General features: G+C 64.9%; 15 protein-coding genes. 9 read left to right on the top strand and 6 right to left on the bottom strand.

Annotated elements, in window-relative coordinates:
- The first annotated feature begins 97 nt into the window (after positions 1–97).
- The 6 genes from IEX41_RS07535 to IEX41_RS07510 all read left to right on the top strand — a co-directional run bounded on the left by IEX41_RS07535 (position 98) and on the right by IEX41_RS07510 (position 6568).
- Positions 98–1567, top strand: coding sequence for a putative bifunctional diguanylate cyclase/phosphodiesterase (locus IEX41_RS07535; protein ID WP_188789612.1), 1470 nt, complete (start codon positions 98–100; stop codon positions 1565–1567).
- A gap of 126 nt (positions 1568–1693) precedes the next feature.
- Entirely contained in the window at positions 1694–3538 is a 1845-nt protein-coding gene (yidC, locus tag IEX41_RS07530; RefSeq protein ID WP_188789611.1) for a membrane protein insertase YidC, read from the top strand.
- Positions 3535–4275: an MOSC domain-containing protein gene (locus tag IEX41_RS07525; RefSeq protein ID WP_188789610.1), complete on the top strand. Its 741-nt coding sequence runs from the start codon at positions 3535–3537 to the stop codon at positions 4273–4275. The genes yidC and IEX41_RS07525 overlap by 4 nt, the downstream gene beginning before the upstream one ends.
- Positions 4272–4925: a ribosome biogenesis GTP-binding protein YihA/YsxC gene (gene yihA / locus IEX41_RS07520; protein WP_188789609.1), complete on the top strand. Its 654-nt coding sequence runs from the start codon at positions 4272–4274 to the stop codon at positions 4923–4925. Before IEX41_RS07525 ends, yihA begins: the two co-directional genes overlap by 4 nt.
- A 133-nt stretch (positions 4926–5058) precedes the next feature.
- Positions 5059–5952 carry an acetylglutamate kinase gene (argB, locus tag IEX41_RS07515; RefSeq protein WP_188789608.1) on the top strand — a complete coding sequence of 298 codons (894 nt, stop codon included), beginning with the start codon at positions 5059–5061 and terminating at the stop codon, positions 5950–5952.
- Between the two features lie 109 nt (positions 5953–6061).
- On the top strand, positions 6062–6568 hold the full coding sequence (locus tag IEX41_RS07510) for a SixA phosphatase family protein (protein WP_188789607.1): 507 nt from the start codon (positions 6062–6064) through the stop codon (positions 6566–6568).
- Here IEX41_RS07510 and IEX41_RS07505 read toward each other — a convergent pair.
- Genes IEX41_RS07505 through IEX41_RS07480 form a run of 6 tightly spaced genes read right to left on the bottom strand, consistent with a single transcriptional unit; the run spans position 6565 to position 12663 of the window.
- A complete protein-coding gene (locus tag IEX41_RS07505; protein ID WP_188789606.1) occupies positions 6565–6975 on the bottom strand; it encodes a Na+/H+ antiporter subunit G in 411 nt (136 codons plus the stop codon). The genes IEX41_RS07510 and IEX41_RS07505 overlap by 4 nt on opposite strands.
- Before the next feature lie 10 nt (positions 6976–6985).
- Positions 6986–7255 carry a K+/H+ antiporter subunit F gene (locus IEX41_RS07500; RefSeq protein WP_188789605.1) on the bottom strand — a complete coding sequence of 90 codons (270 nt, stop codon included), beginning with the start codon at positions 7253–7255 and terminating at the stop codon, positions 6986–6988.
- Positions 7252–7743 carry a Na+/H+ antiporter subunit E gene (locus IEX41_RS07495; protein ID WP_188789604.1) on the bottom strand — a complete coding sequence of 164 codons (492 nt, stop codon included), beginning with the start codon at positions 7741–7743 and terminating at the stop codon, positions 7252–7254. Before IEX41_RS07495 ends, IEX41_RS07500 begins: the two co-directional genes overlap by 4 nt.
- Before the next feature lie 3 nt (positions 7744–7746).
- Entirely contained in the window at positions 7747–9402 is a 1656-nt protein-coding gene (locus IEX41_RS07490) for a monovalent cation/H+ antiporter subunit D (protein WP_188789713.1), read from the bottom strand.
- Positions 9402–9782: a Na+/H+ antiporter subunit C gene (locus tag IEX41_RS07485; RefSeq protein ID WP_188789603.1), complete on the bottom strand. Its 381-nt coding sequence runs from the start codon at positions 9780–9782 to the stop codon at positions 9402–9404. Before IEX41_RS07485 ends, IEX41_RS07490 begins: the two co-directional genes overlap by 1 nt.
- Before the next feature lies 1 nt (position 9783).
- Positions 9784–12663, bottom strand: coding sequence for a monovalent cation/H+ antiporter subunit A (locus IEX41_RS07480; RefSeq protein ID WP_188789602.1), 2880 nt, complete (start codon positions 12661–12663; stop codon positions 9784–9786).
- A 253-nt stretch (positions 12664–12916) separates the two neighbouring features.
- Here IEX41_RS07480 and IEX41_RS07475 point away from each other — a divergent pair, with 253 nt between their 5' ends.
- The 3 genes from IEX41_RS07475 (at position 12917) to IEX41_RS07465 (ending at position 15891) form a co-directional block, all read left to right on the top strand.
- Entirely contained in the window at positions 12917–13807 is an 891-nt protein-coding gene (locus IEX41_RS07475) for a LysR family transcriptional regulator (RefSeq protein WP_188789601.1), read from the top strand.
- A gap of 93 nt (positions 13808–13900) precedes the next feature.
- Positions 13901–14380: a formate dehydrogenase subunit gamma gene (locus IEX41_RS07470; RefSeq protein WP_188789600.1), complete on the top strand. Its 480-nt coding sequence runs from the start codon at positions 13901–13903 to the stop codon at positions 14378–14380.
- Positions 14377–15891, top strand: coding sequence for a formate dehydrogenase beta subunit (locus tag IEX41_RS07465; RefSeq protein WP_188789599.1), 1515 nt, complete (start codon positions 14377–14379; stop codon positions 15889–15891). The genes IEX41_RS07470 and IEX41_RS07465 overlap by 4 nt, the downstream gene beginning before the upstream one ends.
- The last annotated feature ends 66 nt before the right edge of the window (positions 15892–15957 follow it).

The raw sequence follows: 15957 nt of genomic DNA, 5'->3' as shown, positions 1-15957 counted from the left end.
ATGCGCATCAGAAGGAGGACGGCCCGTGATACCGGAACTCAAAGCGGATCTCCTCAGGCGACGCGTTGCCGTGGCGCGCGTTGTACATGGGCCGCATATGCTTGCGTTCCTGCCCGCGCTGACCCTTGCGGGGTACTGGCTGGGCGGGGAAATCGCACTTCTCGTCGTGGCTCTCGGCTTGCCGGCGCTCTATGCCATATCGGCGGACAGCGATGTCGAACCACTCGACCCCACGCGCCCGTTGCCGGATCTCATCGACATCACCATGGCGAACGATCTTGCCGAACAGATACTCGCTCGGGCCACGGGCTTTGATCTGTCCACGGCCTGTTTCGTGATCGAAGCCGAGGGGCTCGAGGATATCCGCCGCCGTTCCGGTGACGATCCGATCCACAGCCTGCACGGCTCGATCCTGCGCCGTCTCCGCCGAGAAGTGCGTCGCGGTGACCGTGTGGTCCGCATTGGCGATACGCGGTTCCTCGTGCTGCTGGCGCCATCCTTGCGGCTCGATCTGGAGGCGCTGCTCACCATGGCAGATCGCATCCAGCGAAGCTTGGAAGAACCTTGCGACACCGAGACGGGCACCCACTACCTGTCCTTCGCGGTGGGCTTTTGCGGATCGCACCGGCTGGGCGACGACGTCACAGGACCACAGTTGGTCGAAGCGGCGCAGACGGCACTGGCAGAAGCGGTCAGCAATGGTCCCTCCGCCATCCGGGCCTGGTCTGACAGCATGTCTGCTGAGCGCAAGGCCCGGAAGACCCTGCTTCATGAGATCGAACGAGCTCTTGCGCTCGGGCAGATACAGCCCTGGTTCCAGCCGCAGATCTGCACTTCGACCGGAAGCATAAGTGGGGTCGAGGCCCTGGCCCGCTGGCTGCATCCCACGCGCGGGATCGTGTCACCGAAGGAATTTCTTACAGTCCTCGCAGAGGCAGGGCAGCTTGATCGTCTCAGCGAAGTCATCCTCGAACAGAGCCTCACGGCCATGCGTGCTTGGGATGCCGAGGGAATCATCATCCCCCAGGTCAGCGTGAATTTTACCGATGTAGAGCTGCGCAACCCGCATCTGGTCGAACGCATCAAGTGGGAGCTTGATCGTCACGGCATGGCCCCCTCCCGGCTCGGCATCGAGGTGCTCGAGACGGTGATCGCGGAGTCCCCCGAAGGGATCGTGGCGCGCAACATCGTTGGCCTTTCCAAGCTTGGCTGCCAAGTCGACCTCGACGATTTCGGGACCGGCCACGCCTCCATCACCGCACTGCGCCGCTTCACCGTGCATCGCCTCAAGATTGATCGCAGCTTCGTCACTCGCGTTGATCGGGACGAGGAACAGCGTCGCATGCTTGCCGCAGTGCTCGGGCTTGCAGACCGACTGGGGCTCAAGACGGTGGCAGAGGGTGTCGAAAGCGTGTCGGAACATGCATTGCTGTCCCAGCTCGGCTGCGATCACGTACAGGGCTTCGGCATCGCCCGGCCCATGCCGGCCGACCAGATGGCTGACTGGGCCAAGCGTCACGGCGCCAAGATCGCAAAAGCCCGGAACCTCGGCCGAAGCACCGGTTGAAATGGGTCGAATCCCATGCCCGACAAGCTCACAAAAGCTCCGTGCTCCCCGGAATCGGCTTGACCTTTGCAGGCCACGCCTGTTGAACCCGGCGGTGACTTTCCAAGGACAGGGCGGCAGTCTCGCATGGACGATCAGAACAAGAACCTGCTCATCGCAACCGGGCTGAGCTTCGTGGTGATCCTCATTTGGTTCCTGCTTTTCCCGCCACCGGAAGAGCAGCTCGAAGATCAGGCGGCGCCCAATGCCGTGCAGGCCGTGGATGATACCGCCTCGACACCGTCCGTTGCGCCCGGCACCACCAGCGACGCTACGCCCGCGCCGCAGACCGAGGCCGCTGACGCCCCGCGCCTGAAGATCGACACCCCGCGCCTCGCGGGCTCGATCTCGCTGAGCGGCGGTCGCATCGACGAACTCATCCTCAAGGACTACACCGTCACTCTCGACGAGGACTCCGCCAATGTGCAGATCCTCGAGCCAGTGGGCGACGGTCATGCCTATTACGCGCTTTACGGCTGGGCGCCCGGCGCTGGCCTCTCGGGCAGCGATGTTCCCGGCCCGAACACCGAATGGTCCATCGAATCCGGCGAGACCCTTACCGCTGACTCCCCTGTTACCCTGCGCTGGGACAGCCCCGCGGGCCTCGTGTTCCGTCGCACGCTGGCGGTGGACGAGAACTTCATGTTCTCCGTCACCCAGTCGGTCGAGAACATCGGTGAAGGTGAAGTGTCTGCAGCGCCCTACGGCGTCATCGCCCGCCACGGCGAGCCCGCGGACCGCAAGAAGTTCTTCGTCCTGCACGAAGGCGTTGTCTCCATGGCCGACGGCGAGCTGTCCGAGATCGACTACTCGGACATGCCCGATCTCGACATGAACCAGAACGAAGGCGCCCGCGCCGAGGTATCCCAGGTCACCGAAAGCGGCTGGATCGGCTTCACCGACCACTACTGGATGTCGACCCTGATCCCCGAGCAGGGCACCGCCTTCAAGCAGGTGTCGAAATACGACGAACGCCGCGACATCTTCCAGACCGAAGCCGTGCTGCCCACCATGGCGCTGGCCGCCGGGGCCACTCAGCAGGTGACGACGCAGCTTTACGTCGGTGCCAAGGAATACGAGACCATCCGCGACTATCAGGCCGCCGGTGTCGACCGCTTCATCGACAGCATCGACTGGGGCTGGTTCTTCTTCCTGACCAAGCCGATTTTCTGGCTGCTGCACCAGCTGCACATGCTGATCGGCAACATGGGCTGGTCGATCATCGCGCTGACCCTCATCATCAAAGCGATCCTGTTCCCGCTGGCGTACAAGTCCTACGTCTCCATGGCGAAGATGAAGGAACTCCAGCCCGAAATGGAGAAGCTCAAGGAGCGTGCAGGCGACGACCGTCAGAAGCTCCAGCAGGAGATGATGGCGCTCTACAAGAAGGAAAAGGTGAACCCCGCGTCGGGCTGCCTGCCGATCCTTCTGCAGATCCCGATCTTCTTCTCGCTCTACAAGGTGATCTTCGTGGCGTTCGAGTTGCGCCAGGCACCGTGGTTCGGTCCGTTCCAGGATCTCTCCACGCCTGATCCCACCTCGATCATGAACCTCTTCGGCTTGCTGCCCTGGGCCGCGCCTGAGCCGGCCTCGACCCTCGCGCTGGTGTTCATCGGTATCCTGCCGATCCTGCTGGGCGTGTCGATGTTCCTGCAGCAAAAGCTGAACCCCGCGCCTGCTGATCCCACCCAGAAGATGATCTTCGCCTGGATGCCATGGGTGTTCATGTTCATGCTGGGCGGCTTTGCAAGCGGGCTGGTGCTGTACTGGATCACCAACAACACAATCACCTTCACGCAGCAGTACCTCATCATGCGCAGCCAGGGCTACAAGCCCGACGTGTTCGGCAACATCAAGTCCGGGTTCAAGAAGACGCCCAAGGACAAGGACGCCGACAGCGGCAAGAAAGCCACGGACAAGGCGGGCAAATGACGGCAACGCTTGCCGCCATAGCGCGCTACCCGGTCAAGGGGGTCGGTATCGAACCTCTTGACCGGGTCCAGCTTCAAGCGGAAGCGCCCATGCCCGGGGACCGGGCATGGGCGCTTCTGCACGAGGGGGCAGCGCAAACCGACGACTGGCAACCCCGTCGCAACTTCCTCGTGGTCGCGAACGGCCCGCGGCTGGCGCAGGTGCGCGCGCAGACGTTGGAGGGCGGGCGGCTCCGCCTCACGCACCCAAGTCTCGACCCGCTCGAGTTTGCGCCTGCCACCGATGGCGACGCGCTGGCACGCTGGGTCCGCCCGATCTGGCCAGAGACCTCCCCTGCCCCCACGCGCCTCGTACAGGCACCGCCGCAGGGCATGGCCGACAATGGCCGCGCCGAGCTGTCCGTGCTGAACCTTGCCAGCCTGCAGGCGCTGTCGGACGCGCTAGGTCAGCCGTTGCAGATCGAACGCTTTCGCGGCAACCTTGTGCTCGAAGGGCTCTCCCCTTGGGAAGAGTTCGACTGGATTGGCAAGAGCCTGACACTTGGCGAGGTCACGCTAGAGGTGTCGCAGCGCATCGAACGATGTCGCGCCACCGAGGCCAGCCCGCTCACCGGTGACCGCGACGCCCTGACCGTTGCGGCCCTATACAAGACATGGAAGCACCGGGATTTCGGCGTCTACGCCCGCGTCACCTCGCCCGGCACGCTCACCCCAGGCGACAAGGTTCAAACCCCATGACCACCCTACCCTTCCCCCTTGCCGAAGAACCGGACGACGCCTCCCGCGAGGCCGCGCGCAAGCTCTTCACCAGCGAGATCGACTTCCTCAAGGGCGTCGTCGCCATGGACGGCCTGCCGCCCGATGACCGCCCCGAGGTCTGCTTTGCCGGTCGATCCAATGTCGGCAAGTCGAGTCTCATCAACGCGCTTACCGGGCGCAAGGGGCTGGCGCGGGCGTCCAACACGCCGGGCCGCACGCAGGAGATCAACTTCTTCACCCTCACCGACGGGCGCTACCTCGTCGATCTTCCGGGCTATGGTTTTGCCAACGCGCCGGTCGCGGTGGTGCAGAAATGGCAGAACCTGCTGAAACAGTACCTGTCAGGACGCGCCTCGCTGCGCCGCGCCTTCGTGCTGATCGACGCTCGCCACGGGGTGAAGTCGGTGGACGAGGAAATCATGAGCCTGCTCGACCGCTCGGCGGTGACCTTTCAGGCGGTGCTGACCAAGGCTGACAAGATGAAGGCCAAGGACCTCGAGCGCATTCAGGCACAGGTCCGCGAGAAGCTGTCCAAGCACCCCGCCGCCTACCCCGAGATCGTCATGACCAGTTCGGAAAAGGGCGATGGCATCGCCACCCTGCGTGCGATCATCGCAGGGCTCGACTAGGCGAAGCCTCGCCTCTTCGCAGGGACGCCAGCCCCCACGCCCAAGATTTTTACTCGAAAAATCTTGCGTCCCGGCGTCTCTTCCAAGACATAAAAGGGCAAGCCCGACTGCACCCTGAAGGATGCCCACAGAGATGAAGCAGCAGAAAATGAACCAGGACTGGATCGCCACCGCCCGTACCCTCAGTGAAGCCCTGCCCTATCTCCAGCGATATACCGGGTCGGTCGTCGTGGTGAAGTTCGGCGGCAATGCCATGGGCGACGACGAGGCGATGGCCGAGTTCGCCCGCGACATCGTGCTCATGCGTCAGGTGGGTGTGAACCCGGTCGTTGTGCATGGCGGTGGCCCGATGATCAACGACCTGCTGGGGCGCCTCAACATCGAGAGCCGCTTCGTGCGCGGAAAGCGCGTCACCGACAAGGCCACCATCGAGGTGGTCGAGATGGTGCTGACCGGCCTCGTCAACAAGCGTATCGTGCAGGCCATCATGGATGAGGGCGGCCGCGCCGTGGGGCTGTCGGGCAAGGACGACGATCTCATGGTCTGCGAGCCCGACGATCCGGAACTCGGCTTCGTCGGTCGGCCCATCGAGATGAACGTGCAGGTCCTGCGCGATCTCTTCTCGGCCGGGATCATCCCAGTGGTCGCCCCCGTCGCCACCGGCACCGAGGTGACCGAAACCTACAACGTCAACGGCGACACCGCCGCCGGCGCCATCGCAGGCGCGCTTCAGGCCGACCGGCTGCTGCTGCTCACCGACGTGTCCGGGGTCAAGAACAAGGACGGTGAGGTGGTGACCGCGCTCACCCCCGAGGAAGTGCGCGAGATGATCGCAGACGGCTCCATCGCGGGCGGCATGATCCCCAAGACCGAAACCGCCCTCAAGGCCATCGACGAAGGCGTGCGCGCCGTGGTGATCCTTGACGGACGCGTGCCCAATGCCTGCCTGCTCGAGCTGTTCACCGAGCATGGTGCAGGCTCGCTCATCCGTTCGGCGGCACTGCCGCCTGTGCGCGAGCGGGACTGACCCCGCCCAAGGCCATGGCGCGGGGCCACGAGGCCCCCGCCACGTCATCGAAGACCCGTGAGGAGGCCCGAATGACCATGTCCACGATTGCGCCCGCAGGGTTCACCCCATGAAGCGCCTCATCCTCATGCGTCACGCGAAATCCGACTGGTCGCTTGGCCAGCCCGATCACGAGCGTACCCTCAACAAGCGTGGTCGGCAGAGCGCCAAGGCCCTCGGCCGCTGGCTTGCCGCGGAGGGGCTGACCCCGGACCAGGTGCTCTGCTCCACCGCCACCCGCACCCGCGAGACGCTCAAGCGCCTTGCGCTCGATCCCGAGCCTCAGACGGTCTTTGAGGATCGGCTGTATCACGCGGGGCCGGAATCCATGTTCCGCCAGCTGAGCGCCGCCACCGGCACCACCGTGCTGATGGTGGGCCACAATCCAGGCATCGCCGCCTTCGCGGACGAGATCAGCGCGACCGCACCGCCTCACCCGCGCTTCCACGACTATCCCACCGGCGCGACGCTGGTGGTGGAGTTCGATATCGACGTCTGGGCGGACCTTGCCTGGCAAAGCGGCGTCCCGCGCGGTTTTGTCATCCCGCGCGAGTTGCTTGACAGCGGCGAAGCCTAGCGTTCCTCCGGCAGTTCCGGATCACGGGGGGTGCCGGGCATGGGCGGATCGTCATAGACCGCCCAGCCGTAGTCGCGGCCCGTGTCCGGCAGTTCGTCCTTGTGGATCTTGTCCTGCATGTAGGTCTTGGCGATGAAGTTGGCGGTGATCGGCGCGGTCATGAACAGGAACAGCGTGATCAGCAGCTCGTGGAACGACAGCGCCTCACGGATCAGCAGCGAATAGAGCATCGAGCCGATCAGCACGCCCCCGACCCCCAGTGTCGTCGACTTGGTAGGCGCATGCAGCCTCTGCATGAGCGTGCGCAGGCGCATCATCCCGATCGAGCTCACGAGGCTGAACACCCCGCCGATCACGAGGAAGGCCGCGACAAGGATTTCCGAAATCAGGGTAAGGTCCTGGTCCATGTCGTTTCCCTTATTCGATGATGTCGCCGCGCAGGATGAAGCGGCAGAAGGCAACGGTGGACACGAAGCCCACCATGGCGATCAGCATCGCCGCCTCGAAGTAGATCTGCGTCCCCTGCCAGATGCCGTACAGCACCATCAGCGCGATGAAGTTGATGACCATGGTATCCAGTGCAAGGATGCGGTCTGCCTGGCTTGGCCCGGTGACCAGCCTCCAGAGGGTCACGAGCAGCCCGAGGCCGAAGCAGGCCGATGCGAAGGTGAGCGCGTAGAGGATCATCCGAAAATCTCCTTGAGACGGCGCTCGTAGCGCTTCTTGATGTGCGCGCAGACCTCATCCGGCGCATCGGTGTCGAGGACATGCACCAGCAGGCTACCTCCATCCGCAGCCAGCGATGCGGCCACGGTGCCCGGCGTCATGGTGATGGTGGCAGCCAGCACGGTGATCGCCTCTGGCGAGCGCAGGTCCAGCGGCACCACGAGCCACTGCGAGCGGATGTTCTTGCTCCGGCGGAACAGGACAAGATAGGCCACCTCGATGTTCGCCGCGACGATGTCGACCAGCACGATGAGGAAATACTCGATGGCCAACAGCGGTCGCCCCAGCTTGGGGCGGTTCGGCCAGTAGGGCGCGGTCATCACGGGGATCACGATGCCCAGCACAACCCCGAGGAAGATGTTCCCCGACGTGATCTTGTTCACCAGCATCAGCCAGACTATGGCCAGCGTCAGGGTCAGGATCGGGTGCGGAAAGAGACGTCTCAGCATGGCTTAGTGATCCCCCTCGGTCGCGGCGCCGTCTTCGGTGCCGTCATCTTCACCATGCTCGCCATAATCGTCGCCATGGCTCGACAGGTCCTTGGTGTCGTCCTGGTTCAGCAGTACGGCCTCGATGTAATCCACCGGGTCGAACAGCTGGGCCGATGTCGCCTGCATGTAGCGCGACAGCGGACCGGCAAACACCGTCACCGCCACCAGCGCCGCCATGAGCATCATGCTGGGCGCGATGGCGAGCGCACTTGCGCTGCGATCCGGCAGGGGCTCGGCGGGGCCGTTCGCCTCGGCCTCGGCGCGGGCGCGGGCCTCTGCGGCAACCACATCGGCGTCGTTGGCCTTCCAGAACACCGTGGACCCGGCGCGGCCAAGGCCGACGATGGTGATCAGAGAGCTGACCAGCACCACGGTCCACACCAGCCACGAATAGCCCGTGTCCCGCAGCGCATCGAGGACGTAGAGCTTGCCGAGGAAGCCGCTCAGCGGCGGCATCCCCGCGATGGCGATGGCCGCGCCGAAGAACAGCGCCGCCAGCAAGCCGTTCTGTGCCATGACCGGCGACGCGGCCAGCGCCCCGCCGTTGCGGCGCTGCGACAGAACGAGGTCCGCCACGAGGAACATCAGCGCCGCCGAGAAGGTCGAGTGCACGAGGTAATACAGCGCCGCCTCGATGGCATAGGGCGTGAAGGCCGAGATCGCGAGCATCAGCGTCGCCGTCGACATCAGCACCGCGAAGGACACCATCTGCATGAGGTTGCGCGCGCCCATGACGCCAATCCCTCCGATGGCGATGGTGATGAGTGCGGCGGGCATCAGCCAGTCTTGCGACAGCGATCCGATTGCGTCGGTGTCGGGGCCGAAGACGATGGTGTGCATGCGCAAAATGGCATAGGCGCCGACCTTGGTCATGATGGCGAACAGCGCCGCCACCGGTGCGGGGGCGTTGGCGTAGGTGCCCGGCAGCCAGAATTGCACCGGGAATAGCGCTGCCTTCACCGCGAAGACGATCATCAGCAGCATCGCGGCAACGCGTACCAGCGCGGCCTCGCCTACCGGGATCTCACGCACCTTCACCGCGAGGTCGGCGATGTTGAGCGTGCCCGTGGTGGCGTAAAGCGTGCCGAGCGCGATCAGAAACAGCGACGAGCCGACGAGGTTCATGATCACGTACTGAAGGCCGCCCTTCAGCCGCTCGCGCCCACCGGCGTGGATCGTCAGGCCGTAGGAGGCGATCAGCAGGATCTCGAACAGCACGAAGAGGTTGAAGGCGTCACCAGTGAGGAACGCCCCCGAGATGCCCATCACCTGGAACAGCATGAGCGCGTGGAAATGCCGCCCCCTGCGATCCCAGCCGGTGGCCGATGCGTGCAGCAGCACCACCGCGCCCAGCAGCGTGGTCAGCAGGATCAGCAGCGCGGCCAGCCGGTCCAGCACCAGCACGATGCCGAAGGGTGCCGGCCAGTCGCCCAGCCGGTAGACGTGCACCGTCCCGTCGGCGGTGGCGACCATCAGCCCGATGGCGATGGCGATCATCACCACCGACGCGGCCATGGAGGCGGCGCGCTGCATGACGATGTCGAAGCGCATGACATAGGCGACCATCGGCGCGACAAGCGCCGGAACGACGACCGGGGCGATCAGCCAGTGAGCCATCATGCCGCGCCCTCCGTCTTCTCGTCCTGTTCGGCCTTGGCCATCATGTCGTCATCGTCCGTGGTGTATTCGACCTTGTCGCTGCCCGCCTCGAGATAGGCCCCGAGCGAGATCAGCACCAATACGGCGGTCATCCCGAACGAGATCACGATGGCGGTCAGCACCAGCGCCTGCGGCAGCGGGTCGGAATAGCCTGCCGCCTCGTCGTTCAGTACCGGCGGCAGGCCGACGGCCAGCCGCCCCGTCGCGAAGACGAAAAGGTTGGTGGCATAGGTGAACAGGGTCAGCCCGAGGATGACCGGGAAGGCGCGCAGCCGCAGGATCAGGTAGATCCCGGCCGCGGTCAGCACGCCGATGGTGATTGCGACGATAAGTTCCATCTCAGCGCTCGTCCTTCCGGGCCTCGATCGCGGCGTCTATGCGCTGCGAGGGGTCGTAATCCATGGGCTCCTCGTTGACGGTTTCGCCGGCGTAGCGCGCCAGCCGCGACAGGGAGTAGAGCATCAGCATCACCGCCCCCAGCACCGTCAGGAAGACCCCGAAGTCGAAGAGCGCCGCTGTGGCCAGCTCGAATTCCTCGAAGGGCGGCACTTGGAAGTAGCCGAAGGCCGATGTCATGAACGGCTCACCCGCAAGCCAGGCGCCCATGCCCGTGAGGGCCGCCACGACGACGCCCATGCCGATCATCGAATGATACTCGATCCGCTTGCGTTCTTGCGCCCAGCCAAAGCCCGAGGCCATGTACTGCATCAGCACCGCGATCGAGATCACCAGCCCCGCGACAAAGCCGCCGCCCGGCAGGTTATGGCCGCGCAGGAAGATGTAGATCCCCACAAGGCAGGCGATGGGCATCATCACCCGCGTCGCGATCACCATCATCAGCGGGTGACGGTCGCGCGACCGGTCCTCGGGCAGTGCCATGTTGCGGATGCGTTTCGACACAGGCCCGCCCAGCAGCGCCTCCATCAGCGCGAACAGCACGAGGCCCGCGATGCCCAGCACCATGATCTCGCCGAAGGTATCGTAGCCACGGAAGTCCACGAGGATCACGTTCACGACGTTGTCGCCGCCACCGCCCTTGTAGGAGTTGGCAAGGTGGTAGTCCGAGATCGTGTCCACGTCGCGCATCAGGAAGGCGAAGGCCAGCGCCCCGGTGCCGATCCCCGCCACGATGCCGATCAGAGCATCACGGGTGCGGCGCGCGGTCGTGCTGTCGCGCGGGGTGTCCTTGGGCAGGAAGTGCAGCGCCACAAGCAGCAGCAGCACCGTGACCGTGTCCACGGTGATCTGCGTCATGGCCAGATCAGGCGCTGACAGGTAGATGAATCCCGCCGCGACCATCAGGCCCACGACGCTGGTGATGATGAGCCCGCGGAAGCGATGGCGGTGCATGATGACCACCGCGCCGGTGGCCACGATCAGCAGCACGAAGCCCACGGCCACAAGCGGCGGCACCGGCAGCATCTCCCGCGTCGGCGCAGGCATGCCGCCGCCGGTGTAGGCCGCGTAGCCCAGCAGCACCGTCGCGATGGTGAAGATGGCAAGGTAGCGGCTGATCGCGCCATCGTGGGTCTTTTCCGTGATCCAAGTGGTGAGGCTTGCGACGCCCGCGATGGTGCGGTCGAACATCGCTTTGGCATGGGGCCGCGGGGTCGCGATCCACGCCTTGTCGAGCGGGCGGTGCAGCACCAGCAGCACGATGCCCCCCGCCACGGCGGCCATGGACATGAACAGCGCCGGGGTCACGCCGTGCCAGAGAGACAGGTAGAAGTCAGGCAGCTCGCCCCCGGTGACGGCACCTGCGGTCACGCGCACCAGCGGCTCGGCGATCGCCGCCGGGAACAGGCCGATGAGGATCACCAAAAGCGCCAGCAGCGCCGGCGATGCCAGCATTCCGATAGGCGGATCATGCGGGTGGTGCGGGTAGTCGTTGCGTACCGGACCGAAGAATGTGTGCGAGATGAAGCGGAAGCTGTAGGCGACCGAGAACAGCGCGCCCATGGTGGCGACGATGATGATCGGCCATTCGCCGCCCCACCAGTAGGTGTGCGCGACCTCTTCGAGCATCATCTCCTTGGAGATGAACCCATTGAGCGGCGGGATGCCGGCCATGGACAGCGCCGTAACGATGGCGATGGTCGCGGTCAGCGGCATCAGACGGGCAAGGCCACCAAGGCGCTTGATATCGCGGGTGTGGGCCTCGTGGTCGACGATGCCCGCGCTCATGAACAGTGCTGCCTTGAAGGTCAGGTGGTTGATGATGTGAAACACCGCCACGGTGGCGGCCATGGGCGTGCCGAAGCCCAGCAGCATCGTCAGAAGGCCAAGGTGGCTGATCGTGGAATAGGCCAGCAGCGCCTTGAGGTCATCTTTGAAGAGCGCAATCAGCGCGCCCAGAACCATGGTGACAAGGCCCACCGAGGACACGATCCAGAACCATTCCGGAGTGCCTGCAAGCACGGGCCACATGCGTGCCATGAGGAAGATCCCCGCCTTCACCATGGTGGCCGAGTGCAGGTAGGCCGACACCGGGGTCGGTGCGGCCATGGCATGGGGCAACCAGAAGTGGAACGGGAACTGCGCCGACTTTGTGAAGGCGCCCAGCAGGATCAGGATCAGAGCCGTCAGGTAGAGGTCCGAAGACTGGATCGCCTCGCGGTTCTGCAGGATCACCGACAGATCGTAGCTGCCCGCAATATTGCCGAGGATCAGCATCCCCGCGATCATTGCAAGGCCCCCCGCTCCGGTCACGGTCAGCGCCATGCGCGCGCCCTGACGGCCTTCGGGCAGGTGCTTCCAGTAGCCGATGAGCAGGAAGGACGACAGCGACGTCATCTCCCAGAATACCAGCAGAAGCAGGATGTTGTCGGACACCACGATGCCCAGCATCGCGCCCTGGAACAGCAGCAGGTAGGTGTAGAATTGCCCCATCGGGTCATCGCCCGACAGGTAGAACCGTGCATAGAAGATCACCAGCAGGCCGACCCCGAGGATCATCCCCGCAAACAGCAGCCCGAGCCCGTCGAGCATGAAGTTCGCGTTGAGTCCCAGCGCCGGAAGCCAGTTGATCTGAGCGGTGATCGTGCCTCCGCCCATGACCTCAGGAGTCATGACGCCCAGCAGAACCAGCGCCGCGGCAGTGGCGGCTGCGGTGAAGCTCGAGCAGACATTGCGGCCTGCACGGATCATCAATCCCGGAAGCAAGGCTCCGAGAAACGGCAACATCACCATCACGGGCAGAAGTACGCTGCCTGACACCATCCCTGTTCCTTCGTCCAGCCTCCCCGAGCCGCGCGGATGCGGTGCGAAGAGGGATTAGTTTTTTTGCTTAGGAATTTAGTATGTCTTCTGTACGAATTTTCAATCTTTCGGGAGCGCATTCAATGCACCATTTACATTCACTGTTTTGTTGCTGGTGCGACGCGCAGCTTCGTCCTATTCGCGCGGGCGCATGCGCGCACACGTACGCGCAACTAACCGGTGTCGAGGCCCTGTCTGTAACGGGTAATGACCGATGATCGCCAAGCTGGAGATGCTAATCGCCCTCGCCCGTGAAAAACATTTCGGACGTGCGGCAGAAAGTCTCGGTCTGACGCAGCCTACACTTTCAGCGGGAATCCGGCATCTCGAAGAACAGCTTGGGGTAAAACTAGTGATTCGCGGGTCGCGATTCGGCGGATTGACGCCGGAAGGTCAAAGGGCCCTCGTGCGCGCCCGGCAGATCGTCGGTGATACCCGCCGCCTGCGCGACGAGATGCGGTCGAGCCGCGAGGGGCTTTCAGGCCATCTGCGGCTTGCGGTCATTCCCACCGCGCTGACCTGGGCGTCGCGGCTGGTCACCAGCTTTACCGCCCGGCATCCCAACGTCAGCTTCACGGTCCTGTCGCGCGCCTCGGCCGAGATCCTGTCGATGCTCGACGACCTCGAGATCGACGCAGGCATCTCGTATCTCGACAACGAACCACTGGGGCGGGTGACCACCAGGCCACTCTACCGGGAATCCTACACGGTGGTGTGCCGTCCCGATCATCCCTTTGCCTCCGGCGGACCTGTGGGGTGGGATGCGCTTGGCTCTGCCCGGCTGTGCCTGCTGACCCCCGACATGCAGAACCGCCGCATCATCAACCGCCACTTCATGGAGGCTGGCGTCGGCCCCGCAGCGCTGATCGAATCGAATTCCACCGTGGCGCTGGTTGCCAATGTGCTGCACGGCGACTGGGCCACCATCCTGCCCGACGACCTCGCCCGCTTTCTGTGCGAGGGCAAGCCGCTGGCGGTGGTCCCCCTGCGCGAGCTTGCCCCCGCCCCCGGCGTCGGACTCATCGCGCCACACCAGGAGCCCTACACCCCTGTTCTAACGGCCCTTCTGGCCGAGGCCGAGGGGCTGACGGCGCCCGCCTCTTGATAGGTTTTTCCTATCAATTGACGGAACAGCGATATTGATTTGCCAATCATCTCTCTGCGACAAAGGAAGAAGCACGAGGGAGGAGCCGCAAGCATGCGCCAGCACCAGCCGACCCATCAGCCGACAGCCGACGACATCGCCGGCCTGATCGCGCGTCATGCAGGGACCGAAGGCCCACTGCTGCCGATCCTTCACGACATCCAGGATGCCTTCGATCACGTCCCGCAGATGGCGCTGCCGCTGATCGCCGAGGCGCTGAACCTCACCGTGGCCGAGGTGCACGGGGTGATGTCCTTCTACCACGATTTCCGCAAGGCCCCCGCCGGGCGGCTGGTGGTCAAGATCTGCCGGGCCGAAGCCTGCCAGTCCATGGGCGCGAACGCCCTGTCCGAGGCGGTGCTGGGCAAGCTTGGCCTCGACTGGGGCGGCACCACCCGTGATGGCGGCGTGACGGTCGAGCCGGTCTATTGCCTTGGCCTGTGCGCCTGCGCCCCCGCCGCCATGGTGGGCGAGAAGCTGATCGGACGGGCGTCAGCCGACCGGCTTGAAGCGGCCATGGAGGGTGCGGCATGAAGATCTGGGTTCCCATGGACAGCGCCGCCAAGGCGCTTGGTGCTGACGAGGTGGTCGCCGCGATCCATGCCGAGGCAAGGGCCCGCGGCCTCGATGTGGAGATCGCCCGCAATGGTACCCGTGGCATGATCTGGCTGGAGCCGCTGGTGGAGGTCGAGACCGACGCAGGCCGCGTGGGGTACGGCCCGATGACGCCCGGTGAGGTTTCGGCGATCTTCGACGGCGGCTCGTCTCTGGGGCTGGTCGAGGAGCTGGACTGGATGATGCGCCAGACCCGCCTGACCTTCCAGCGCTGCGGCGTGATCGACCCGCTGTCGCTGGTGCAGTACGAGGCCCATGGCGGGCTTGCGGGCCTGCGGCGCGCCATCGACATGTCCCAAGACGACCTCATCGACGAGGTGAAGCTGTCGGGCCTGCGCGGTCGCGGCGGCGCCGGTTTCCCCACGGGGATCAAGTGGGACACGGTGCGGCTGGCCCATGCGGACCGCAAGTACATCGTGTGCAACGCTGACGAGGGCGACAGCGGCACCTTTGCCGACCGGATGATCATGGAGGGTGATCCCTTCTGCCTGATCGAGGGCATGTCCATCGCTGGAATCGGCTGCGGTGCGGTCCAGGGCTATGTCTACCTGCGCTCGGAATACCCCGATGCCATCGCGGTGATGCGCCGTGCCATCGAGCTGGCACGCGAGGCGGGGATTCTCGGGGAGAATGTGCTTGGGTCCGGGCATGCCTTCGACATGGAGGTGCGCGTGGGCGCCGGGGCCTATGTCTGCGGCGAGGAGACATCGCTGCTGAACTCGCTCGAGGGCAAGCGCGGCGTGGTGCGGGCGAAGCCTCCGCTTCCGGCGCTCGAGGGCGCCTTCGGCAAGCCCACGGTGGTGAACAACGTCATTTCGCTGGCGACCGTGCCGGTGATCTTCGAGAAGGGCGCCGAGCATTACGCCGACTTTGGGCTGGGCCGGTCCAAGGGCACGATCCCCTTGCAGATCGCCGGAAACGTCGCGCGCGGCGGGCTCTTCGAGACCGCCTTCGGCATGCCACTGGGCGAGATCGTGAACGATCTGGGCGGCGGAACGGCCTCCGGGCGGCCGGTGAAGGCGGTGCAGGTGGGCGGACCGCTTGGAGCCTACCTTGGCACGTCCCAGTTCGACCTGCCGTTCGGCTATGAGGAATTTTCCGGGCAGGATGCGCTGATCGGGCACGCGGGGCTGGTGGTCTTCGACGACAGCGCGGACATGCTGGGCATGGCGCGGTTCGCCATGGAATTCTGCGCCGTGGAAAGCTGCGGCAAATGCACCCCCTGTCGCATTGGCGCGGTACGCGGGGTCGAGACGCTGGACCGGATCCGCGCCGGGGACGGCGCGGCGGTCGAGCTGCTGACGGACCTGTGCGACACGATGGAGAGCGGTTCGCTTTGCGCGCTTGGGGGCTTCACCCCCTACCCGGTGATGTCGGCGCTGAAGCTGTTCCCCGAGGAATTCGGAGCCGTGCGCGAGGCGGCGGAGTGATTGGTCCCGCAGGGGTGTCGCCTCGCTGGCGCGAGGCGATCCGCCGGGGGCTCTGCCCCCGGACCC

The sequence above is a fragment of the Salipiger pallidus genome (assembly GCF_014643635.1).
GTDB classification, from domain to species: Bacteria; Pseudomonadota; Alphaproteobacteria; order Rhodobacterales; family Rhodobacteraceae; genus Salipiger; species Salipiger pallidus.
Note: the sequence above shows the minus strand (reverse complement) of the source record. Positions and strands in the feature narration are given on the sequence as shown.